Origin of the sequence: Clostridium sp. AF21-20LB, assembly GCF_003478795.1 — a bacterium.
Lineage (GTDB): Bacteria > Bacillota > Clostridia > Lachnospirales > Lachnospiraceae > Otoolea > Otoolea fessa.
The window spans coordinates 1-22,315 of sequence record NZ_QUGD01000009.1; the positions used below are offsets into that span (position 1 = coordinate 1).

The 22,315-nt window shown below is 47.0% G+C and carries 23 protein-coding genes and 1 pseudogene; 22 read left to right on the forward strand and 2 right to left on the reverse strand.

The window, feature by feature from the left end:
• The 6 genes from DWX76_RS06460 to DWX76_RS06485 all read left to right on the forward strand — a co-directional run.
• Positions 1-142: DUF4316 domain-containing protein (locus DWX76_RS06460; RefSeq protein ID WP_118570342.1), on the forward strand; the 142-nt coding region annotated here is incomplete at its 5' end.
• Complete coding sequence (gene mobC, locus DWX76_RS06465; RefSeq protein ID WP_015553878.1) at positions 142-483, forward strand: plasmid mobilization protein; 342 nt, start codon at positions 142-144, stop codon at positions 481-483. The genes DWX76_RS06460 and mobC, both read left to right, overlap by 1 nt.
• Before the next feature lie 160 nt (positions 484-643).
• Positions 644-982: a hypothetical protein gene (locus tag DWX76_RS06470; RefSeq protein WP_016306492.1), complete on the forward strand. Its 339-nt coding sequence runs from the start codon at positions 644-646 to the stop codon at positions 980-982.
• Positions 983-985: 3 nt separating this feature from the next.
• Complete coding sequence (vapD, locus tag DWX76_RS06475) at positions 986-1,354, forward strand: VapD family protein (protein WP_016306491.1); 369 nt, start codon at positions 986-988, stop codon at positions 1,352-1,354.
• Positions 1,355-1,515: 161 nt separating this feature from the next.
• Complete coding sequence (locus DWX76_RS06480) at positions 1,516-1,806, forward strand: CD1845 family protein (RefSeq protein WP_023042378.1); 291 nt, start codon at positions 1,516-1,518, stop codon at positions 1,804-1,806.
• A gap of 79 nt (positions 1,807-1,885) precedes the next feature.
• Positions 1,886-3,301 (forward strand): relaxase/mobilization nuclease domain-containing protein, encoded by a 1,416-nt coding sequence (locus DWX76_RS06485; protein WP_118570343.1) that lies wholly within the window; start codon positions 1,886-1,888, stop codon positions 3,299-3,301.
• Between the two features lie 169 nt (positions 3,302-3,470).
• Here the strand turns inward: DWX76_RS06485 and DWX76_RS06490 are convergent, their stop codons facing one another.
• Positions 3,471-3,836: a helix-turn-helix transcriptional regulator gene (locus DWX76_RS06490; RefSeq protein ID WP_182429745.1), complete on the reverse strand. Its 366-nt coding sequence runs from the start codon at positions 3,834-3,836 to the stop codon at positions 3,471-3,473.
• A gap of 222 nt (positions 3,837-4,058) precedes the next feature.
• Between DWX76_RS06490 and DWX76_RS06495 the strand changes: the two genes are divergently transcribed.
• The 13 genes from DWX76_RS06495 to rmuC (DWX76_RS14965) all read left to right on the forward strand — a co-directional run bounded on the left by DWX76_RS06495 (position 4,059) and on the right by rmuC (DWX76_RS14965) (position 16,762).
• The gene (locus DWX76_RS06495) at positions 4,059-4,751 is read left to right on the forward strand and encodes a response regulator transcription factor (protein WP_118570345.1); all 693 of its coding nucleotides are present in this window, start codon (positions 4,059-4,061) and stop codon (positions 4,749-4,751) included.
• Positions 4,748-5,779 carry a sensor histidine kinase gene (locus tag DWX76_RS06500; protein ID WP_117814534.1) on the forward strand — a complete coding sequence of 344 codons (1,032 nt, stop codon included), beginning with the start codon at positions 4,748-4,750 and terminating at the stop codon, positions 5,777-5,779. Before DWX76_RS06495 ends, DWX76_RS06500 begins: the two co-directional genes overlap by 4 nt.
• 165 nt (positions 5,780-5,944) lie before the next feature.
• On the forward strand, positions 5,945-7,561 hold the full coding sequence (locus DWX76_RS06505) for an ABC transporter permease (RefSeq protein ID WP_243022476.1): 1,617 nt from the start codon (positions 5,945-5,947) through the stop codon (positions 7,559-7,561).
• A 59-nt stretch (positions 7,562-7,620) separates the two neighbouring features.
• A complete protein-coding gene (locus DWX76_RS14305) occupies positions 7,621-7,977 on the forward strand; it encodes an ABC transporter permease (protein ID WP_243022477.1) in 357 nt (118 codons plus the stop codon).
• A gap of 129 nt (positions 7,978-8,106) precedes the next feature.
• Positions 8,107-8,367, forward strand: a complete 261-nt coding sequence (locus DWX76_RS06510; RefSeq protein WP_005927561.1) for a hypothetical protein — start codon at positions 8,107-8,109, stop codon at positions 8,365-8,367.
• A gap of 5 nt (positions 8,368-8,372) precedes the next feature.
• Positions 8,373-9,038 carry an ABC transporter ATP-binding protein gene (locus DWX76_RS06515; protein WP_005927557.1) on the forward strand — a complete coding sequence of 222 codons (666 nt, stop codon included), beginning with the start codon at positions 8,373-8,375 and terminating at the stop codon, positions 9,036-9,038.
• A 14-nt stretch (positions 9,039-9,052) separates the two neighbouring features.
• Complete coding sequence (locus DWX76_RS06520) at positions 9,053-11,431, forward strand: ABC transporter permease (RefSeq protein WP_118570346.1); 2,379 nt, start codon at positions 9,053-9,055, stop codon at positions 11,429-11,431.
• 639 nt (positions 11,432-12,070) lie between these two features.
• Positions 12,071-12,493 (forward strand): RNA polymerase sigma factor, encoded by a 423-nt coding sequence (locus DWX76_RS06525; RefSeq protein WP_044927992.1) that lies wholly within the window; start codon positions 12,071-12,073, stop codon positions 12,491-12,493.
• 508 nt (positions 12,494-13,001) lie between these two features.
• Positions 13,002-13,205: a hypothetical protein gene (locus tag DWX76_RS06530; RefSeq protein WP_044927990.1), complete on the forward strand. Its 204-nt coding sequence runs from the start codon at positions 13,002-13,004 to the stop codon at positions 13,203-13,205.
• 132 nt (positions 13,206-13,337) lie between these two features.
• On the forward strand, positions 13,338-13,514 hold the full coding sequence (locus DWX76_RS13930; RefSeq protein WP_165483719.1) for a hypothetical protein: 177 nt from the start codon (positions 13,338-13,340) through the stop codon (positions 13,512-13,514).
• A gap of 89 nt (positions 13,515-13,603) precedes the next feature.
• Positions 13,604-15,112 (forward strand): recombinase family protein, encoded by a 1,509-nt coding sequence (locus DWX76_RS06535; protein WP_118570347.1) that lies wholly within the window; start codon positions 13,604-13,606, stop codon positions 15,110-15,112.
• Between the two features lie 244 nt (positions 15,113-15,356).
• Positions 15,357-16,274, forward strand: coding sequence for a DNA recombination protein RmuC (rmuC, locus tag DWX76_RS14960; protein WP_118570348.1), 918 nt, complete (start codon positions 15,357-15,359; stop codon positions 16,272-16,274).
• A complete protein-coding gene (gene rmuC / locus DWX76_RS14965; protein ID WP_412694008.1) occupies positions 16,226-16,762 on the forward strand; it encodes a DNA recombination protein RmuC in 537 nt (178 codons plus the stop codon). The genes rmuC (DWX76_RS14960) and rmuC (DWX76_RS14965) overlap by 49 nt, the downstream gene beginning before the upstream one ends.
• 189 nt (positions 16,763-16,951) lie before the next feature.
• On the opposite strand, the gene DWX76_RS06550 is transcribed toward rmuC (DWX76_RS14965), so the two are convergent.
• Positions 16,952-18,139: a ribose-phosphate pyrophosphokinase gene (locus tag DWX76_RS06550; protein WP_117795303.1), complete on the reverse strand. Its 1,188-nt coding sequence runs from the start codon at positions 18,137-18,139 to the stop codon at positions 16,952-16,954.
• Positions 18,140-18,542: 403 nt separating this feature from the next.
• Here DWX76_RS06550 and DWX76_RS06555 point away from each other — a divergent pair.
• From DWX76_RS06555 to plsY, 3 genes and pseudogenes are all read left to right on the forward strand, one after another.
• Positions 18,543-19,858 (forward strand): annotated as a pseudogene (locus DWX76_RS06555) (DUF512 domain-containing protein); the annotation flags it as partial.
• Positions 19,859-20,226: 368 nt separating this feature from the next.
• Positions 20,227-21,558: a ribosome biogenesis GTPase Der gene (gene der / locus DWX76_RS06560; RefSeq protein WP_118293679.1), complete on the forward strand. Its 1,332-nt coding sequence runs from the start codon at positions 20,227-20,229 to the stop codon at positions 21,556-21,558.
• Positions 21,558-22,190, forward strand: a complete 633-nt coding sequence (plsY, locus tag DWX76_RS06565; protein ID WP_118570350.1) for a glycerol-3-phosphate 1-O-acyltransferase PlsY — start codon at positions 21,558-21,560, stop codon at positions 22,188-22,190. Before der ends, plsY begins: the two co-directional genes overlap by 1 nt.
• Positions 22,191-22,315: the final 125 nt, after the last annotated feature.

The following is a 22,315-nucleotide window of genomic DNA, read 5'->3' on the forward strand; positions in this document are numbered from 1 at the left end:
CACGGAGCAGAACTGCAACATGATTGACGGCGTACCCAACAACACGCCCATCCAACCCACGCCCCCGGAGCTGGACGCAAAACCGCTGGATAAGGTAAAGGAACCCAAAAAGCGCCGGAAAGGCCGGGAGCTGGAACGATGATGGAGAACCGCAAGCGGAATGTCCATCTGCACGTCATGGTAACGCCGGACGAGCTGGCAGCCATCCATGAACGGATGGCCGAGGCGGGCATTTCCAACGCCGGGGCCTATGTACGGAAAATGGCTCTGAACGGGTATATCCTGCACATCGACCTTGCGCCCGTAAAAGAATTGATCTCTCTGCAACGGCGCTGTTCCAACAATCTCAATCAGGTCGCCGTACACGCACACACCTATGGCGTGTACCCGGAGGAAATCGACGGATTGAAGCGGGACTATGAAAAGCTGTGGGGCGAGGTGTCAAAAGTGCTGCGGGAGCTTTCCGAGCTGGTGGCAAAGTAAGACGAGGGCGGCAGGCTTCCGTTGTGGGGCTTGCCGCCCTGCTCTTTTTTTACCACTTCGGGCCAGCATGACCCGAAGCCCGTCATAAAAAATTCAGATTTTCAAGATTGTAGAACCAGCTCTATAATGATATAATAATTCAAGAAGGGAGGCTGATACCATGCTGAAAATGGTTATTCGCATGAATGATGATAAAATCACAGCCGAAAATAAGTACCGGCTGGATGGCATTTACAACACAATCAATCATACATTCCAAACCGTGGGCCTTCCCCGTATGGAGGATGGTTCCGGCGCTTTGGTATTCCGTGACTGCGGCAGAGCGAGGGATTTTAGTCTGTTCGGCCGGATCGTCAATACCTTGAAGCGGCAGACATGGTTCATGGATAATGTTTCTGTGTGGCGTCTTTGTGACAGTGACGATTCTGACAGTCCAGATGATTTCAATGAAGAAGATCTGTTGACCCACTATCAGGAAAAAACAGCAATGAGGGCTTGAGTTTTGGAGAGAAAATATTTCAAAGCCTTAAATTTTGATCTGGACACCCATCAATTAAAAGAGCATTACCCCGGAGCCAATTACCGGCAGGCGTATGACGACTTGCGCCGGTTCTTCAAACGGCATCGTTTTTCTCACCGTCAAGGCTCCGGCTACATATCGGATGATAAGCTGGCAACTGCTGATATATACGACTTGATGGATGAATTAAGCAGACAGTTTCCGTGGATTGGAATATGCGTGAATAAAATTGATGTGACCAACGTGGGACGGCAGCACGATTTGACAGAGCTCTTGAAACCAGCAGAGGATATTGTTATCGACACTTCGCTGCTGACAGTTCCCGATTGCCCGCAGCAGGAAACAGAATAGCAGAAATTTGGCAGGACATGAATGTGTCCTGCTTTTTCTGTTTTCGGGCCATCATGGCCCGAAGGTTTGGGACAGGATTCACTAATCTTTCGCAACATTTATGTCCCCGGGCAGGCATGATAAAATAGAGGTAGGAAGGATAGATAAAGGAGGTTTTGGAGATGAAGATACTGCTGAAAATATTGGTTGCTCCCTTTGCTTTAGCGTTGTCCCTTCTGGCGGCTCTGCTGGTATTCCTGTTTGATATTTGTGCCGTCCTGCTGACGATTGCCTCTGTGATTCTGGTGGTGCTGGGTGTCGCTCTCTTTTTCACGCCGACGCCCATAGGCGGGATTGTATTTCTGTTTCTCGCTTTCCTTCTTTCGCCGTATGGACTGCAAGCGGCGGCGGGCTCCCTTCTTTGGGCGCTGGACGGAGGCAAATCCGCTCTGTACCGGTTTCTGGCAAGTTAAACAGCCTCGGGCCATGTTGGCCCGAAGTCGGGGCGGTCTGGATGGGCCGCCCTTTTCTCATGGAAAGGAGGGATGATTTCTGGCTACCACAACTTTGTTGCAGCGCCATGCGGGCGAAGGCGAAACGATTGCCGAGGCAATCCGGGATTGTCTGGACTATGGCAAGGACCCGGAGAAAACAGAAAGAGGAAAGTATATCTCCGCTTATGAATGTGATCCGGCCACCGTGGCGGACGAGTTCCTTTTGGCAAAAGCCAGCTATGCCGCTATGACGGGCCGGGAACAGAAAAAAGAAAATGATGTGCTGTGCTATCAGATACGACAATCCTTCTATCCGGGCGAGATCACCCCGAAGGAGGCGAACCGTATCGGCTATGAGCTGGCTATGCGCTGGACAAAGGGGCGGCACGCTTTTATCGTTACCACGCACACCGATAAGCAGCACATCCATTGTCACATTTATTACAACTCCACCACCCTTGACTGCACCCGGAAATTCCGAAACTTTTGGGGCTCCAGCTTCGCCCTCCGGCGGCTCTCTGACAGGCTGTGCCTTGAAAACGGGCTGTCCATTGTAGAGAACCCGAAGCCCCGGAGCAAGGGCAAGTATCGGAATTATGGAGAATGGCAGAAAGAACGAAAAGGGCCGCTTTCCTATCAGGACAGACTGCGCCTTGCCATTGATACTGCGCTGGCGGAACGCCCCGCTGATCTGGACGAATTTCTCAATCTGATGAAGCGGGCCGGATATGAGGTCAAGACGGTTCGGGGCGGCGGTATCAGTTTCCGGCTGACCGGGCAGGGACAGGAACGCTTTACCCGTCTGCGGGCTTCCACGCTGGGAGACGGCTACGACTTGCAAGATGTTCTGTCTGCCATTGAGGGCAAAGAAAAACGCCCCGGGCGCTCGGAACGGAAAATCAGTCTGGCGGTGGATATTCAAGCAAAGCTGGCTGCCGGTAAGGGGCCTGGATATGAACGCTGGGCGAAGGTATTTAACATTAAGCAGATGGCCGCCGCTCTTGCCTATATACAGGACAATAACCTGACCGATTATGAGCAGTTGGCGCAGAAAGCCACCGAGGCGGCAGACCGTTTCCATGCTATTTCCGAGCAGGTCAAGCAGACGGAACAGGCTATGAAAACCAATGCCGGGCTAAAGGCTGCAACGGTTCAGTATGCCAAAACCCGCCCAGTCTTTGAGCAGTATAAGGCGACGAAGTACAGCAGGAAATTCCTTGCGGAGCATGAGGCCGACCTTGAACTGTACCGGGTTGCACAAGCGGAAATGCGCTCTCTGCTGGGCGGGGCAAAGCTCCCCAAAATGGATGTGCTGAAGGAAGAAGGCCGTAAGCTCACAGCAAAGAAAAAACAGCTCTATGGAGAATACCAGAAGGCACGACGGGATATGCAGGAGATCGTCACAATCAAGGCGAACATTGACACTCTGATGGGCTACACCGATCCGGGAAGAAATCAGGAAAAGGAGCGTTAAGGTTATGAAAATAAGGAGCAAAGCGACGCTGACACTTCGGGCCATGTTGGCCCGAAGATACGGGTTTGGGGCGAGCCCCAACAAGCCGCCTTTGTGCCACTTGTGGCCACAGAGGCATTGCTTGCCACTTAGCGGCAGCCCCGAAAATAGCGCAAAAAAACAGAGGCCCTTATTCTGGAACCTCCGTTTCTCTGGCTTTCTTAATGCCCTCGGCTGTGGCTTCTATTACGACAAGCTCTTTTTCATTCATGGAGTTTAGAAGCACATCAATGTGCTTTCTGCAAGAGCTTGACCTTGCCCCTCCGTCCGCATGAATAAACTGGTCAACTGAAACGTCAAACATGGTAATGAGTTTAACAAAAAGGTCAAAGCTGGGATACTGACCCTTGTTCTCAATATTCATAATGGTACGGGAGTCACGGTCTACTAATTCCGCAACATAGGCTTGTGTCCAGCCCTTTTCTTCTCTGGCTTTTTTCAGCGCCAGCCCGAGCCCATGAAAGTCAAACCTTCTTTCATTTTGGTTCATTTTCATATCACCCTATATCATTGTACATTTCGGGTTGGATTATGAGAATGTAATGAAACTTTATGTAAGGTAGTATTTCATTTCACTATTCACTTGTAAAATCTTGATGTAAAAGCCAACAGGCTATATAATTTATGAAGAAATAATTTTTTCAAAAATTCGTCCGCTGTAACATTTCACGGACATTTGCCTGTTATACTATCTGCAAAAAGCAAAGGAAGTGAGGATATGAAGCAGATTTTAATTGTCGAGGACGACAGTTTTTTGAATAAGATGTTGGCCTATAACCTGACCGCAGACGGCTACGGCGTGACCGCCGCCCTAAATGCCAGAACCGCAGCCGACGCCATCCGCCAGCGGAAATTTGATTTAGTGCTGCTGGACATTAACCTGCCAGATGGGAACGGTTTTGAGCTGTGCAAGCAGATAAAGCCCCAGCACCCGGACACTATCGTAATTTTCCTGACCGCCAACGATCAGGAGAGCGACCATATACGGGGCTATGAGGTGGGCGCGGTGGACTACATCACAAAGCCCTTTGTGATCAGGGCCTTGCAGCGAAAAATCAAAGCCATGTTCGCCATGCTGGAACACCACAAACCGGCCAAGGATATTTACGACGACGGGCGGCTGTTTCTGGACTTTTCGGAGCAGACGGCTTCCTTAAACGGCAAGCCCCTGACCCTATCCCCAATGGAGTACAAAATGCTGAACCTGTTCCGTAAAAATCCCCGGCAAGTGCTGACCCGTGGGCAGCTTTTGGAAAAGCTGTGGGATATAGACGAGAGGTTTGTAGACGAACACACCCTGACAACCTCCATCAGCCGGATTCGCAGCAAGATTGAATCCGACGGCGGCGCGCCCTACATTAAGACCGTTTACGGCATGGGCTATCAATGGACGGGAGGCGAGGCAAAATGAAGTTTCAAAACCTCTCGGTAAAGCGGCTGTTTGGCCGAGTGGCAATGGGGCTTGTCCTCTCCATGTCCGGGATCACCATAGCCCTGTTTCTTGTGACAAAACAGACGGCGGTGCTGCTGACGGGCGGGGCGCTGCTGCTGTGCGCCCTTGTGGGAATTTTTGTACTGACGCAGGCGTTTGGAAAGCGGCTGTCGCAGTTTACCGCTGACCTGTGCCAGACCTTAGACCACATGATCGCCGGGAATGAAGCGCCCCAGCGGCCAGAGGACAGCGAAACCCAGCTTGCCAGAATCGGACACCGGCTGGCAAGGCTTTACCAGATCATGCAGGAGAACCGCCGCCGGGTGGACGAGGAACGGCAGGAGTTACAGACCCTTGTATCGGATATTTCCCATCAGGTGAAAACGCCGGTAAGCAATCTGAAAATGGCGACGGACACCCTGCTGGAAAAGCCCATGACCGAGGCGGAGCGCATCGACTTTATCCGGGGAATCCGCAGCCAGACGGATAAGCTGGACTTTCTCTTTCAGGCCCTTGTGAAAACCTCACGGCTGGAAACGGGCGTGATCCAGTTGGATAAGAAACCGGGTCGCCTCTTTGATACCGTGGCGCAGGCCATGAGTGGGATTGTGTATGCAGCGGAGAAAAAGGAAATCGCTGTGTCCGTGGACTGCCCGGAGGATTTGACCGTTTTCCATGACAGCAAGTGGACATCCGAAGCCCTCTTTAACCTGCTGGACAATGCAGTGAAGTACACCCCGGCAGGCGGGAAAATCGCCGTGTCAGTGGTGCTGTGGGAAATGTATGTGGAGGTCAAAGTGACCGACACCGGCAAGGGCATTTCCGAAAGCAATCAGGCTGCCATCTTCCGGCGCTTCTATCGTGAGGAAGAAGTACACGAACAGCAGGGCGTGGGCATTGGCCTGTATCTGGCCCGCGAGATCGTAACGCGGCAAGGCGGCTATATCAAAGTGGTTTCGGAGCCGGGCAAGGGTTCAGAATTTTCCATTATGCTGCCGACAAAATAAAACGCGGCGGACGGCCATTTCCGGCTGCCCGCCGTAAATTTTTTTGAAATGTCCGAGCGTTGTAACATTTCACCTCGATTTTCAATGAAATTTTTTGGCCGCTGTAACATTTCGCGGACATTTAGGTTTTACAATACCCTTATCAAATATGGAGGTGATACAACTATGACATGGCCTTTTGAAAATGACACCAGCGCCATTACAAAGAAGCTGGCGCAAAGAAGCTTCAAAGCCAACAAATTACGAAATATTGTTGCTGTAATAGCAATCGTTTTAACATCAATGCTTTTTACTTCTGTAACGACTTTATGTGTTGGAGCGATCCAGTCTATACAGACAACTATTTTGCAAATTAGGGGAACCAGCCCATCCACTGGTACATCTGTAAATTGGATTGCCATAATAGCAGCCCTGTTTTTTATTATGATTTTTGTAATAACGGGCTATTTGCTCATTCGCAATATTTTTGAGATTTCTGTTGTTCAAGAAATAAAGAAATATGGCTTATTAAGAACAATCGGAACAACGGAGAAGCAAATCAAGCGAATTGTTTATAAGCAAGCATTTTGGCTGTCTATAATTGGTATATCTATTGGGTTGATTTTAGGATATATAGTAGGAATACTTATGCTTCCGTGGATTCTTAATTTTATGAAAGGCGAGTATCACAATCTTTCTGTGAACTTGAGTTTTAATCCTATTATTTTTGTCGTTGCCGGGATATTTAGTGCGATTACTGTTTGGGTGAGCATAAAGAAACCATTCAAAATTGCAGCTACGATTTCGCCCATTGAGGCAACCAGATACTATGAAAAAGACAATTATCATAGTGCCAACAAGAATCGTCTTTCGTTTAAGAATAGAATAATAGAAATGGCATGGAGAAATTTAAGAAGAAATTCAAAGCGTACCATATTTATCGTCTTATCCATGATACTCTGCATTATTCTCCTAAACAGTGCAATCGCAATCGGAAATAGTGTTGATGTTAAAAAATATGTATCTTCTGTTACCTCATTTGATTTTGTTGTGGCAAGCCCAAACACATTTTCTAATGTGCAAGGTTTTCGATTTAAAGATGATTCTGTTAGTAATGAAATCATATCTGATATTGAAAATAATATTCCTGTGCTGAACGGAAGTCGAATTTATAAAAACACTTTGGATGATGTCAGTGTTACTTATGATTATGGTAGTTTGGTCACGGAAGTATTAGACGAATACACAGAAGATAATCACCTTATACGAAGTGGTATGGTTGATGGCAGAACTTATCCAGTAAAACTCGGTGTTGATTATCGACCTCTTTGCAATATTTACGGGGTAGAAAAATCAATACTTCCTAAATTGAATTTCATTGAGGGAGAAACAGATATACAGCAACTAACCTCATATTTGGAAAGTGGAAACTATGTTATAGAAATTTCAGCGATCAACCCAAATGAATCTCCTGAATTTCTTTGTCCGCTCAATCAGGAAGTTACCATTTACAAAGATGGATTGCCTTATAAAACGGTTTCGGTAATTGCGCGTGCAGTGGTTGATTTTTCATTGGTAGAATCTCCGGGTAAGAATGTTGGCTACACTGATGTTGGCGGCGATTGTCCTATTTTCTATATGAGTAATGAGATGTTTGTGGAATTGTATAACAATCCAGCCATAATGAGTTATGTGTTTGATGTGGAAAAAGAACACTTTTTGCCAGCGACCGAGTACATCAATTCTTTGCCTACCGTTGAATACGCATCGTCTGAAACATTGGCACAAACTATGAATGGATAAAACAAACTATTTTTATCATAGGTGGCCTTATTGGGTTTCTATTAGGAAGTATCGGGCTTGTGAATTTTTCCAACATCATTATAACGGGCATTATAAACCGGCAACGGGAATTTGCTACATTAGAGAGCATCGGAATGACGAAAAAACAAATTAACAAATTGACCGTATTGGAGGGATTGTTTTACGCATTTCTGATTTGTGTAATGGGTTTACCTCTCTCTCTTATTGTTGCAAATACAATTCTTCCTACTTTCTTTAATCAACCTGACTTATGGCTGTTTACAATACAGCCTACGATTTTCCCGTTGATATTAGAGGGAATTGTTATTTGCGTTGTGGCGATTATAGTTCCTCATGTTTCGTTTCGCTATTTTAGAAAAACAAGTATTGTAGCTCGATTAAGGGTAGTTGAATAATAATTTTGAAATGTCCGAGCGTTGTAACATTTCACCCCGATTTTCGATGAAATTTTTTGGCCGCTGTAACATTTCGCAGACATTTGGGTTTTACAATGACCTTATCAACAAAAGTGAGGAGGCGTTGCAATGGAACTGACCCCGACCATGATTTTGAATCTGGCGCTGCTGATCGTCCCGCCCGTTGCCCTTGTGCTGGCGTTCTGGCAAAGGCTGGCCCAGCACATCCGCTGGACGGTTGCCTTGACTGCCCTCTGCGATGTTCTCCTGTTTTGGGATGAACTGTTCTACTATGAGAGCTTCGGACTGTTCGCTGTGCTGATTCTGGTACAGTTGGCGGCCACCGGCGCAGCAGCGTTCCGCATTTACAACAAACAAAGAAAGGATTGAATTTTATGAGAATTTTACAGACTATCGACCTGAAAAAGTATTACGGTACAGAGCCGAATATCACCCGCGCCCTTGACGGCGTGAACTTCTCTGTAAATGACGGCGAATTTGTGGCCGTTGTGGGAACCTCCGGCAGCGGCAAGTCCACCCTGCTTCACATGATGGGCGGGCTGGACACCCCTACTTCCGGCAATGTGATTGTCCGGGACAAAGAACTGTCGAAAATGAACGACGAACAGCTTACCATCTTCCGCCGCCGCAACATCGGCTTTATCTTCCAGAACTATAACCTTGTTCCTATCCTGAATGTGTATGAGAACATCGTCCTGCCGGTGGAGCTGGACGGGGACACGGTGGATCAGAAGTTTTTGGACGAGATCGTTCACCTGCTGGGGCTGGAAGATAAACTGAAAAATATGCCGAACAATCTTTCCGGCGGCCAGCAGCAGCGTGTGGCTATCGCCCGCGCCTTGATTACCAAACCGGCTATTGTTCTGGCCGACGAGCCAACCGGCAACCTTGATAGCAAGACCAGCGCCGAGGTGCTGGGGCTTATCAAGCGCACCAGTGCAGAGTTCCGGCAAACTGTTGTGATGATTACCCACAACAACGACATTGCCCGCCTTGCAGATCGGATTGTCCGCATTGAGGACGGCAAGATTGTGGAGTAAGGAGGTGGCAGGCTATGACATGGCCTTTTGAGAATGATACCAGCGCCATTACAAAGAAGCTGGCAAAGAAAAGTTTGCAAAGCGAGAAGCGCCGGAATCTGATGGTGGTGATTGCCGTTGCACTGGCGGCGTTTCTAATCTGCTTTACGGGAATTGTGTCTACCTCCCTGACACAAATGCAGCGCAATCAGGTTGTCGATACTTATGAGGCGGTCTGGCTGGGCGTGGAGGAAAACGACATTGAAACCCTGAAAGGACTGCCGGAGTTTGAGCGTGTAGGCGGCTACTATATGCTCGGTGAGGAACTTTCAGAACAGGGCTATCATGCGTCCTATGTGTATTGTGACACACAAATGATGGAGATTACCAAGGCGCAGATGGAGTTATTAGAGGGCCGGGTTCCTGAAAAAGCAAATGAAATTGTCGTAAGCAAATACTTTCTTTCCACCTATGGAAACAATGCCAAGATCGGGGACACTGTGACCTTAGACACCGAGAGTTTTCATGGTGATTATGTCGTTACCGGCATTATGAACAGTGTAAATGAAAAGGAAGCGAATACCTGCGCGATCATTCTTTCCAAAGCTGCCCTAACAGAATGGAATGGGTTTGACCCGGCTGGCTATCGCGCCTATGCCCATTTCAAAAACAGCGATCAGTTGGGTGAGGAACTGATGACCTCTTATTGCAGGGAGATTGCAGAGGAATATCAGCTTCCTATGCCCAAAATGAACAGTAAGTATTTTGCCTATGCTTCTAAATCCTTTGATTTTGCACTGATGGCAGGTGTGATTGCCCTTGTTCTGATTGGCGGCTATATTGTGATCCAGAGTATCTTCCGTATCTCCATCAATGACAAAATCCAAAGCTACGGGCAGCTTCGGACGATTGGTGCGACACCAAAGCAAATCAAGCGGATTGTAAAGAACGAGGGACGCAAACTCGGCAGTATCGGGATTCTGATTGGCACAGTGCTGGGCGTATGCGGCGGTTTCCCCCTGTTTTCCAAGGGTTTTAACGCTGTTTCCTATGTGGCAACGGTTATTTTAACGCTTATAAGCAGTTGGATCATGGTATCTGTTTCCATCCGTAAGCCGGTGAAAATTGCGGCAGGGATTTCCCCCATTGAAGCCGTCCATTTTACCCCGGCGCAAAAGGACATCCGCAGCCGGAAAAAGAATATCAAGCTCAATCCTGTTTCAATGGGAATTGCAAATTTTAGGCGTGACCGAAAAAAGACCGTTGCTATTGTAGCCTCATTGAGTTTGGGCGGAATTATCCTGCTTGTGGTATCCTCCATTGTTTTGCTGCGCTCACCAGAGGCGCTTGCAAGACAGTTTTTCCCAGACGGCGACTATAAAATTTATTTGGATTCTGAAATGACAGAAGAAAAGGTTATGGCAGCGGGAAATCCATTGAATGAGGAATTAAAGCAGGAAATCTTATCTATTGATGGCGTTACAGATATAATTCCAAGCAGGCAATCTCTCCATGCAACTTATAAAACAGAGATTCATCAAGCTGGTGGTATGTGCGATATGCTGACCGACCAGAATTATGCGGTAGTTGAAGCGGCTCTGACAGAGGGAACCATGCCAACAGATTCCCGTAGTATTGTAATTGACTATAATGTGCTAAAGCAGAATGAGGATATGGGTGTTGGTTCAACGGTTGAGATTTCTTTGGGAGAAGAACAGCCATCCGTTTCTGTTACCATATCGGGGTTATACGCTCCTGCAAAGGTATATTCAGGACATGGCAGGATGCACTTAGATGGGGCAACTCTTTTTGCACCAGAAGCGTTGTTCCACGAACTGCACCCGGAAATCACCTCTTTTGACTATTCATGGAGCATTGTAAATGACCCTAAAAAAACGGACTATGTGGGAGCTGAATTGAAAAATATTGTTGCCAGCCATAGTAATATTGCCTTAGATGAAATCAATACAGTGATTGAATATGAAGAAATGACAAATTCTTTTGCGTTTGGCAGTATGGAGGTACTGTCATGGCTGGTATTTCTCTTTGGCGTTATCAACCTGATTAACACGACACTCTCTAACCAGATCGCCCGAAAGCAGGAAAACAGTATTCTGCGTTCTATCGGCCTAACACAAAAACAGCTATGTAAAATGAACATCTGTGAGGGGCTGTGCTATGCGCTCTTTGCAACATTGGCAACGCTGATCGTTGGGCTTCCGGCTTCCATCTTTGCTTGCAGAAAAATGAGTGTAGGTGCTTTTGCCGGAAATGTAGTGCCTTATCAATTCCCGGTTTTGGAAATGGGGCTGTTCATTCTGGTATTGTTCGGAATGGAGCTAATCTTGTCTGTATGGACAATCCGCAGACAGAAAAAACAATCTCTGATTGAACAAATGCGGGCAATGGAATAACCGTATGGGATCGGCGGGGCGGCGTCTGCTGCCCCGCTTTTTTCGTCATTTCTCAAAGAAATTTTTGAAATGTCCGAGCTTTGTAACAATTCAGCCTGTTTTTCTGTCGAAATCAAAGACGCCTCGGACATTTGTGTAACATTTGTAGTTTATGCTTGTGGTAAATCAATTAAGAAACATCTGCCCCCACAGCGGGGAAAAGAAAAAAACCGCTGACGGGCAGAGGATTTCGTGTGCTTTCCTATATCACTGACGATACGGCGGTTTTGAGAAATCAGAGCCGCCGTTTCTTTTCGCCCCCCTAAACCAACGACGACCTAACACCGTGTAAATCCACGGCGGCATATAGGAGGATTGCCGCCGTGTCTATCTTTGCCTTTTTTCACAGTGCCCATGACCTACATCAGTTAAAAAAAGCATAGCCCCGCCTCCGGGTTATTCCGGCTATGTATGCGAAATTTGTTGGAACCTTAACTATTATGTCATTTCATGCGTCCGTGTGGCTTCATGCCGCTCGGGCGCTTTTGCGTTCTTATGGGGCGGCTTCGGGTCATGTTGGCCCGAAGCCATTCCCCGGTGCCGCTCCCCGCCGCCTTCGTTTCGGTCACTCGTCAACCAACAACCGAAACGGAGGTCAATATGGCTATTATCAATTTGCGGGACTATTACCCATTCTATACATCGGATTGCTTCATGGAAGTATCGGAAGAAGTTGCAGAAATGTTCAAAGAGTTTGATCGTAAAGAGGCTGCCTACCGGCTGCGTACATACCGCCACAAAGCCTACTATTCCCTTGATCGGGATGACGGGCTGGAGCATGAAGCTGTCTTTGTCGCCTTATCTCCCCATGAACTGTATGAGCGGAAAGTGACCATGCAGGAGCTTCATGCGGCGATTGCCAGTCTGCCGAACAAACAGGCAAAACGGATTTACGCTCATTTCATTCTCGGCATGACCAAACAGGATATTGCCCGGGCAGAGGGCGTCCATGAAAAAGTGGTTCGTGTCGCAATCGAGCGAGGTCTGCGGCACTTAGAAAAAATTTTGAAAAATTCTTTGTAAGGCGTACCGATTTAGGCCGGAAAATGAAATGGCTTATGAGAGGCAAAACACTTCGGGTCACAATGGCCCGAGGTTCAGACAAGCCTCATGCAGATTGAAAATTGAATAAAAAGACACCCGGATACGAAGGGAAACGCGCTGTGTGACAGACCCGCCATGACCTCGGATTTCAGAGAATACAGTCTTTGTAAAACTGAGCAAGCGAACAGGTCCATGCCATAGGTGGGGAAAGGCTGGCTCCACCGGAACAGGCGCAGAACCCGGATACTTGCGTTTAGTCACAGTCCGAGCGTTGAAGCGGCCTTGCAAGCCGTGAGCCGTCGCAGGCAATGAGAACGCCTTGCCATCAGAATGGGGAGAGTTGAAATACTATGGGGCATGAAGCCTATGCCCGTCCGGTGTGTCTGAAATGAAGTGAAAACCTATGGGGAGCCCCCGGCAATGCTGTCTGATGATAGGCCAACCAATCCGGCGTGGCTCCCCATCTTTTCAAAAAAAGGAGCACTTTATGGGAAATGCGTTTGGAATGATCCCCGGCTTGGAACCGGACGAATGGAGCAATGACGCCTGCCGTGGTTATGTCATTATGGCAATGGAGGACTGCGGATTTTCAAAGAAGGATATACGGCGTGTTGTGGGGCAGCTTTATGAAGTATTTGACCTCAACAGCGTGGAGGACGCCAAAGAAAAGTACCATTCCAGTCCTTACTGACCTCGGGTCACATCGACCGAAGTGGAGAAAGCTCAAAGGGCGACACCTGCTGGGTGCCGTCTTTTGACATTTCCCCACGGGACAAGTGGGAAAGGCAGGCATATACACGCACTTTCGCAAAGGAGGTTTTCAATGACGCAAGCTGTCACTTATGAACGAGAAACAAAGTCTGTCGCATTTCAAGGGAAGATCATTGTGCTGGAAAGCCTCACGCCGGTACTTCCCCCGAAGGAGAAAGCACAGCGCAAAAAAGAAATTGAGCGTTGTCTTTATGAGGTGTTCCGCAAATATGGAGACAGATTTCCCTAATCATTCGCAACATTGTTGTCCGGGGCTGCTGATGGTATAATATAGTTGTAAGGTTGGTAGCTCCATTCCAACAAGGAAAGGAGCCCAATATGGAATTTATCAGAGAAGATTGTATTTACGCAAGACAGTCAGTAGACCGCAAGGACAGTATCAGCATTGAAAGTCAGATTGACTTTTGCAAGTATGAATTGAAAGGTGGGAGTTGCCGGGTATTCAAGGACAAAGGCTATTCCGGTAAAAATACGGACAGGCCGGAGTTTCAAAAGCTGTTGGGCGAGATCCGCAAGGGAAAGGTCAGACGGGTCATCGTGTATAAACTGGACCGTATAAGCCGCTCTATTCTGGACTTTGCAACGATGATGGAGCTGTTTCAAGAGTACGATGTGGAGTTTGTATCCTCCACGGAAAAGTTTGATACTTCGACCCCGATGGGCCGGGCTATGCTGAATATCTGCATTGTATTCGCCCAGCTTGAACGTGAGACAATTCAGAAGCGTGTCACAGACGCCTACTATTCCCGGTGCCTTAAAGGCTTCCACATGAGCGGGCAGGCACCATACGGTTATCAGTTAGAGCCTACTGTGGTAGAGGGTATCCGCACAAAGAAAATGGTTGCCGACCCCGTAGCCGCCGACCATGTTCGGCTGATGTTTGAAATGTACGCTGAACCGGAAACCTCCTTCGGAGATATTACCCGATACTTCGAGGAACATGACATAAAAATTTATGGCAAATCCATGTTCCGTACATTTCTTTCCCAGCTTTTAAGAAACCCCGTTTACGCACAGGCCGATTTGGAGCTGTACGAATTTTTCAAGAATCAGGGTGCAGCGATTGTCAATGACGCTTCTGACTTTGCCGGAACAAACGGCTGCTATCTCTATCAGGGGCGGGATGTGAAGGAGGACAAGGACAGGTACTTAAAAGACCAGATACTTGTTATCGCTCCCCATGAAGCACTCATTTCCTCTGACACATGGCTGAAATGCCGGAAAAAACTTATGGCAAATACCACCTTCCAGCAGGGACGGAAACCGAAAAATACTTGGCTGGCCGGAAAAATCAAATGCGGGCATTGTGGGTATGCTCTGAAAGCCACCCATGTACCAAACAGCACCGGCTATTTCCGCTGTACCAAACGGACGGAAAACAAAGGCTGTCCGGGCTGCGGGAAAATCCGCAAAGAAGAATTTGAGCAATTCATTTTCTCGGCCATGCAGGAGAAGTTCAAAGACTTTCAGATACTCCACGGCAGGGAGGAAAAAGTCAATCCGAAGCTGACCGCCTATCAAGTGGAGCTGGCACAGGTGGAGGCAGAAATTGAAAAGCTGCTGGATACGCTGACCGGAGCCAATGCGACCTTGCTTGCCTACGCCAACAAAAAAATTGAAGAACTGGACACCAGACGCCAGACCATTTCAAAGACAATCGCCGAATTGAGCGTTGAAACCATATCTCCCCAGCAGATAAAGAAGTTGTCCTATTATCTCGACAACTGGGACAGCATAGATTTTGACGACAAAAGAAAAGCCGCCGATGGTTTGATCTCTACGATCAAGGCCACCAGCGACCGTGTTCAGATAGAGTGGAAAATCTGACATTTCCGCTCTATCGCCCCTCATTTCTATTTTATCTTGTTTGTACCCCTTGTACACCGATGTTTGAATTAGATTATAAAATATTGCATTTAAAAATATGGAGAATAATCAACATACATGATACAATAATATAAATTTCAAGAGGATTTACATGAAAAAACGATTAGTATAACAAAATCCTTTTGCAATAGTTTGAGTTTGATATTCTATTTAAGTGTACATTACGAAGAAGGAGAAGATAAAAATGGGATTATCAGAAATGACAAATTTTATAATAATTGTTTTGCTTTTGGTAATTATTATATTACAAATTATAGGACATAAAAAAACTGACATTAGCGAAATAATATTCGTGCTGAAACGTACTGCTGAAGAACAGCGTAAAGAAGTGCAACAGCAAATTTCAAATGGGGCAACAGAACAGTTCGAACGTTTTGGAGTTATTCAGCAAAGCATTCAAGGAACGCTGTCTGAGAATCGAAAGGAGGTTAATAGACAACTTAAGGAATTCGAACAACAGATGGAAAGTAAATTGGAAACTATTCAAAATGTTGGAATGAAAAGTAACGAACAGATTGGAAGAAATGTAACAACTGCTTTGCAAGATAACCGTAAAGAGCAGAATGATCAGCTTCATGAGTTCGGTGAGCAAGTAAATAACCGCCTTTTATTTATACAACGTGCGAATGCTGATAACATTGAGAAGATTAATACTACGCTCGAAAATAAAGTAAAGGAATTGCAGGAGAGCAATGAAAAAAGATTGGAGCAAATGCAAGGTGTGGTAGATGAAAAGTTACAGAAAACACTTGAAACTCGCCTTTCTCAGTCCTTTGAGTTAGTAAGCAAACAACTTGAAAGCGTAGGTCAAGGATTGGGGGAGATGAGGGCTCTTGCTGCGGATGCTAAGTCGTTGAAAAATGCGCTTATAAATGTGAAGGAACGTGGTACATATGGAGAAATTCGCTTGGAAAAATTGCTTTCTGATATTTTAGCGCCAAATCAATATGAAACAAATGTGGAAATTGCAAGCGGAAAACGAGTAGAGTTTGCTATAAAACTTCCTGGAAATGGAGATAGCCACTGTTCTTACCAATCGATAGTAAATTTCCTATTGAAGATTATAATAGGCTACTTGATGCAGAGGATAAAACTTCGATAGATGAAGCAAGACGTTCGCTTACAGCCAAAATTCGAATTTTTGCTAAAGATATTCATGATAAATATATTGTACCACCAAAAACTACAGATTTTGCACTTATGTTTTTGCCGACAGAAGGGTTATATGCAGAAGTAGTCCAGAATGTAGCATTATTTGAAGAATTGCGTGATAAATATAAAATCACACCAGTAGGTGCAACAACGCTTTCTGCATTTCTTGCGTCTTTGCAAATGGGCTTTAAGACACTTGCGATTGAGCAACGTTCACAGGAAGTATGGGATACTCTTCGCGCTGTAAAATCTGAATTTCAAAAATTTGGCGATATGCTTGATAAAGCTCAAAAACAGCTTCAGACGGCTGATAAAACACTTACTGAAATTGTTGGCAGACGCACTAAAGCAATCAATCGTACTTTGCGTGGAGTGGAAGAATTGACAGAAACAGATTCGCCTATGTTTAGCAAATTAGAAGATACGGTTGATGAATAAATGCATTAAGATGAAGATGGAAAGAGGATTTATATAAGTTCAGTGAAAGTAAAATCCCACATGGGGACAAAAATTTCTATTTTGTCTCCGTGTGGGATAAAATTTTAATTTGATTTTTTAGGCGAAACAATTTAACTTTTCAATCAGATATCTATGAATCTGATTCAGCAGGATCAAATCCCACAGCTCTTACATCTTCCCCTCGTTATACCGCTTAATCAGCTTCTGGATCTTCGCCGTCGGTGTCAGTGCGTTCTCCAGAGATACGTTATGGTTCAGGGAGTTGATGATTGCAGCGATAAACTTGCTCATATCAGCTTCTACATACCAGTCACGTTTAAGAAGTTCCGGCGTGTGGTAGTTTAAGTTGGTGGTTACGACGCAGTCGAGGTAACCTTTTGCGAAAAATTCGTCGAATTTCTCAAGTCCGTTGGTGAACAGACCGAAGGTAGCGCATACAACGACGCGTTTTGCCTTGCGCTCTTTGAGGGCGCGGCAGGTGTCCAGCATGCTCTCGCCGGAGGAGATCATGTCATCGATGATGAGAACGGTCTTTCCTTCAACGGAAGAACCTAAGAACTCATGGGCAACGATCGGGTTACGTCCATTGACAACACGGGAGTAATCGCGGCGTTTGTAGAACATACCCATGTCAACACCCAGGTTGTTTGCCAGATATACGGCGCGGGACATAGCGCCCTCGTCCGGGCTGATAACCATCAGGTTGTCCTTGTCGATCTTTAAGGTTTTGTCATGGTTCAATAATGCCTTGATAAACTGGTAGGTCGGCATGAAATTATCAAAACCGCTTAACGGAATGGAGTTCTGTACACGCGGGTCATGTGCATCGAAGGTAATGATGTTGCTTACGCCCATCTGAATCAGTTCTTCGAGCATCATCGCGCAGTCAAGGGATTCACGACCGCTGCGCTTGTGCTGGCGTCCTTCATATAAGAACGGCATGATAACATTGACACGATGTGCGGTAGCAATGGATGCGCCGATGATACGTTTTAAATCCTGATAATGGTCGTCCGGGGACATATGATTGGTAAATCCGCTCATTTTGTAGGTCAGGCTGTAGTTGGTTACATCGACCATGGCGTAAATATCGGTACCACGGACAGACTCATTGACGATGCCTTTTGCTTCACCGCTTCCGAAACGCGGGCACGCGCAGTCAAGCATGTAGGAATCAGCATCATAGCCGCGGTACTGTAAATTTTCCTGACGTTTTTTCAGGACTTCAATATCGTTGCGGCGGAAATTGATAATGTGGGAGTTGACTTTCTCAGCCAGATCCCGGCAGCTCTCCAGTGCGGCAATTTTAAGCGGCGCAACCGGAAGCGTGTCATTAAACACGTAGTCATTCGACATGATTATACCTCCAAACAGTGTAGGTCCTTCGATGCATGCGGGCAGAGCGTACAAGTTTGTCTGCCATTTGCAGGACATAATACAACTATTTTATACCATTTTACGATAAGAAACGTCAATAGCAAATGAGAAAATTACAAAAAAAATCAAATATTTGGCTTGCTTTTGAAAAAGAATGTGCCTTGGCACATTCTCGCGCCGAGCGCGGTCACTTGCGACATGTTTCTGCTTCGCGCGAGTGCGCATCCTCGCGGAGCGTATTTTATTTCATAGGACGTATTTTCCTGTGAAACAAAAATCCGCATCTGCGAATCAGAAGCACAACTTTACAAAAAAGCTGATTACTGTTAATATAATACTGGATTCTTAGGGTTTAAAAATATTTGAAATGAGGATTTTATAAATGAAAAAAGGTCATCTGATAAAATCGGTCGATCCGGGCTCGATTGCGGAGGAAATGGAGCTGGAGCCGGGGGACGTCCTTCTGACGATCGATGGAGATGAGATAGAGGATATTTTTGATTATGAATATAAGATAAACAGTGAGGAGATTACGCTGCTGGTCCGCAAGAAGAACGGCGAGGAGTGGGAACTGGATATCGTAAATGAGTATCAGGATCTGGGGATTACCTTTGAAAATGGTCTGATGAGCGATTATCGTTCCTGCAGGAATAAGTGCATCTTCTGTTTCATCGACCAGATGCCGCCGGGCATGCGTGAGACACTGTATTTTAAGGACGATGATTCCAGACTTTCGTTCCTGCAGGGCAACTATATCACGCTGACGAATATGAAGGATAAGGATATTGAGCGGATTATCCGGTTTAAGCTGGCGCCGATCAATATTTCAGTGCAGACGACGAATCCGGAGCTGCGCTGCAAGATGCTTCATAACCGCTTTGCCGGTGAGGCACTCCAGAAAATCGACCGCCTGTATGAGGCGGATATCCCGATGAACGGTCAGATCGTTTTATGCCGGGGCGTCAATGACGGGGCGGAGTTAGATCGTTCGATCCGTGACCTGACGAAATACATTCCGGCGATGCAGAGTGTTTCGGTTGTGCCGGTCGGTCTCTCGAAGTACCGCGATGGTCTGTATCCGCTTGAGCCGTTTACACCGGAGCAGTTGGGCGATACCATTGATTTGATAGAGAAATGGCAGAAGAAGATCTATGCGGAACACGGTATTCACTTCATTCACGCCAGCGATGAGTTTTACATGGGCGCCGGGCGCCCACTTCCGGAAGCGGATCGCTATGATGGCTATATCCAGCTGGAAAATGGGGTCGGCATGATTCGCCTGATGGAGGTGGAGATAGCCGAGGCGCTGGAGCAGCTGCATCCGGGCGAGGCTGGCGAGGTGTGTCCGGAGGAGATTTCGATTGCAACGGGACGGCTGGCTGCCCCGTATATTGAGCAGTATGTAGAGCGCGTGTGCCGCCAGTTCCCGGGGAAAAAGGTACATGTATATGCGATCCGCAATGACTTCTTTGGTGAGCGGATCACGGTGGCGGGGCTGATCACGGCAAAGGATCTAATTGCACAGTTAAAGGAACAGCCGCTTGGCAGCCGCTACTGCTTCCAAGCGCCATGTTCCGAAGCGGCGAGGAGACATTTCTGGATGATCTGACCCGCACGGATGTACAAAATGCTTTACAAGTTCCGGTGGATATTGTAAAATCAAGCGGACGTGATTTTGTGGAAGCAATTCTGGCTCCTGTGAAGGAGGAAAGCTCCAGGCATGGCGAGTATGAGCGGATCCGGAGGAATTTGCCGCTCAGATGGATGATAACTGGCAGGAAGAAGATCTGGATGGCGTACAGGTGTATGCATATGAGCCGGAAGACCTGGATTAGGATGCCCCGGACGAAGTCGTTTGTTTTGAAGAGGAAGACTTAGATCTGGAGGATGAGAAAGAAACGTGATGGCTGGAAATACAGTGGAAAACGTGCTTTCGGACACACAGAAAGAAAGCGTCTGGATGTGAAATGCATCACAATGAATGAAACAAGTAACTGGACAATAAAAATAGCAGCTGTGGATTTACAAACCAGTTGCGGAGCATGAAAATAAATGGAGGCATAAATATGAAAAAGAAACCGGTGGTGGCGGTCGTTGGACGTCCAAACGTGGGAAAATCCACCCTTTTCAACGTCCTTGCGGGCGATATGATTTCGATTGTAAAAGATACTCCAGGTGTAACGCGTGACCGTATTTACGCGGACTGTACCTGGTTAGACCATTCTTTTACTCTGATCGATACTGGCGGTATCGAGCCGGATACGAAGGATATTATCCTGTCCCAGATGCGTGAGCAGGCGGAGATCGCGATCGCGACGGCGGATGTGATCCTGTTTATCGTAGATGTGCGTCAGGGCATGACCGATTCGGATTCCAAGGTGGCGGATATGCTGCGTAAATCGAGAAAACCGGTTGTTCTGGCGGTCAATAAAGTAGACAATCCGGCGAAATTTGGCAATGACGTCTATGAGTTCTACAACCTCGGTATCGGTGATCCGGTAGCGATCTCGGCAGCCTCCCGTCTGGGACTGGGCGATCTGCTGGATGCGGTCGTGGCACATTTCCCGGAGGGAAGCGGCGACGAGGAAGAGGATGACCGTCCGAGAGTGGCGATTGTCGGAAAACCAAACGTAGGTAAATCTTCTATTATAAATAAGCTTCTGGGCGAGAACCGCGTCATCGTATCGGATATCGCCGGTACGACCCGCGATGCAGTCGATACAGAGATTGTCCGCAACGGTACCGAGTATGTCTTTATCGATACGGCAGGTCTGCGCCGCAAGAGCAAGATCAAGGAGGAGCTGGAGCGCTACAGCATCATCCGTACCGTAACGGCGGTTGAGAGAGCTGATGTGGTTCTGATGGTCATCGACGCGAAAGAGGGAGTAACCGAGCAGGATGCAAAGATTGCCGGTATCGCACATGAGCGTGGAAAAGGTATTATCATCGTGGTAAATAAATGGGATGCGATCGATAAGACCGATAAGACTATTTATGAGTACACCAATAAGATTAAGACCGTTCTGTCCTTTATTCCGTATGCGGAGTTCGTGTTCGTATCCGCACTGACCGGACAGCGTATGAATAAGCTGTTTGAGATGATCGACATGGTGCGCGAAAATCAGACACTGCGTATTGCAACCGGCGTTCTCAATGAGATCCTGGCAGAGGCAGTGGCACTGCAGCAGCCGCCGTCTGACAAGGGCAAGCGTTTAAAGCTCTACTATATGACACAGGTAGCGGTCAAACCGCCGACATTCGTTGTGTTTGTCAATGATAAGGAACTGATGCATTTCTCATATACACGGTATCTCGAGAACAAGATCCGTGACGCATTCGGATTCAAGGGAACTTCCTTAAAATTCCTGATCCGCGAGAGAAAGGGGAAGGATCAATAATGGAACGTCTCATCTGTATTGTGATTGGCTATATCTTTGGTCTGATCCAGTCCGGCTATCTGTATGGAATGGCGAATCATATGGATATCCGCCAGTACGGCAGCGGAAATGCCGGTTCTACGAACGTCCTGCGTGTGATGGGAAAGAAAGCGGGCGCGATCGTATTTTTAGGGGACTTTTTCAAGGCGGTGTTTGCAATGGCAGTCTGCCGTCTGCTGTTTAAGGGAAATGCGGACGTGGATCTTCTTGCGTTGTATGCGGGTCTGGGAGTCACACTCGGTCACAATTTCCCGTTTTACCTGAAATTCAAGGGCGGCAAGGGAATTGCCTGCATGGCGGGCATCATGACAGCGATGGATCTGCGGATTACGCTGACCTGTTTCGTGATTTTCTCCGTGACGGTGTTCCTGACCCGCTATGTATCGCTTGGTTCGATTCTTGTGTCGATCACCTTTTTTGCAGAGCTTGTGATCTTTGAGAGCATGGGTTCCTACCGGGTAAGCACGCCGAACCGCATCCAGTTCTATGCACTGGGCGCGATTCTGATGTGCATGGCGATCTGGCGCCATCGGAGCAATATTGGGCGTCTGTTGTCCGGCACAGAAAACAAACTGGGCGCGAAGAAATCATGAAAGAAGTTTAACAACACTTTACATAGTTGCCATAAGGTAATTGTTCACAGGTAGGCACTTTTGGAACCGAAAGTGCCGTAAGAAAACGTGGTGGCAGCAGGAATTTGCCGTATTTAAATGCGAGC

Excerpts from the sequence above, each read along its gene's own strand:
- mobC (WP_015553878.1), top strand. The coding sequence starts at position 142 with ATGGAGAACCGCAAGCGGAATGTCCATCTGCACGTCATGGTAACGCCG.
- DWX76_RS06470 (WP_016306492.1), top strand. The coding sequence starts at position 644 with ATGCTGAAAATGGTTATTCGCATGAATGATGATAAAATCACAGCCGAA.
- DWX76_RS06480 (WP_023042378.1), top strand. The coding sequence starts at position 1,516 with ATGAAGATACTGCTGAAAATATTGGTTGCTCCCTTTGCTTTAGCGTTG.
- DWX76_RS06490 (WP_182429745.1), bottom strand. The coding sequence starts at position 3,836 with ATGAAAATGAACCAAAATGAAAGAAGGTTTGACTTTCATGGGCTCGGG.
- DWX76_RS06495 (WP_118570345.1), top strand. The coding sequence starts at position 4,059 with ATGAAGCAGATTTTAATTGTCGAGGACGACAGTTTTTTGAATAAGATG.
- DWX76_RS06500 (WP_117814534.1), top strand. The coding sequence starts at position 4,748 with ATGAAGTTTCAAAACCTCTCGGTAAAGCGGCTGTTTGGCCGAGTGGCA.
- DWX76_RS06505 (WP_243022476.1), top strand. The coding sequence starts at position 5,945 with ATGACATGGCCTTTTGAAAATGACACCAGCGCCATTACAAAGAAGCTG.
- DWX76_RS06510 (WP_005927561.1), top strand. The coding sequence starts at position 8,107 with ATGGAACTGACCCCGACCATGATTTTGAATCTGGCGCTGCTGATCGTC.
- DWX76_RS06515 (WP_005927557.1), top strand. The coding sequence starts at position 8,373 with ATGAGAATTTTACAGACTATCGACCTGAAAAAGTATTACGGTACAGAG.
- DWX76_RS06520 (WP_118570346.1), top strand. The coding sequence starts at position 9,053 with ATGACATGGCCTTTTGAGAATGATACCAGCGCCATTACAAAGAAGCTG.
- DWX76_RS06525 (WP_044927992.1), top strand. The coding sequence starts at position 12,071 with ATGGCTATTATCAATTTGCGGGACTATTACCCATTCTATACATCGGAT.
- DWX76_RS06530 (WP_044927990.1), top strand. The coding sequence starts at position 13,002 with ATGGGAAATGCGTTTGGAATGATCCCCGGCTTGGAACCGGACGAATGG.
- DWX76_RS13930 (WP_165483719.1), top strand. The coding sequence starts at position 13,338 with ATGACGCAAGCTGTCACTTATGAACGAGAAACAAAGTCTGTCGCATTT.
- DWX76_RS06535 (WP_118570347.1), top strand. The coding sequence starts at position 13,604 with ATGGAATTTATCAGAGAAGATTGTATTTACGCAAGACAGTCAGTAGAC.
- rmuC (WP_118570348.1), top strand. The coding sequence starts at position 15,357 with ATGGGATTATCAGAAATGACAAATTTTATAATAATTGTTTTGCTTTTG.
- DWX76_RS06550 (WP_117795303.1), bottom strand. The coding sequence starts at position 18,139 with ATGTCGAATGACTACGTGTTTAATGACACGCTTCCGGTTGCGCCGCTT.
- der (WP_118293679.1), top strand. The coding sequence starts at position 20,227 with ATGAAAAAGAAACCGGTGGTGGCGGTCGTTGGACGTCCAAACGTGGGA.
- plsY (WP_118570350.1), top strand. The coding sequence starts at position 21,558 with ATGGAACGTCTCATCTGTATTGTGATTGGCTATATCTTTGGTCTGATC.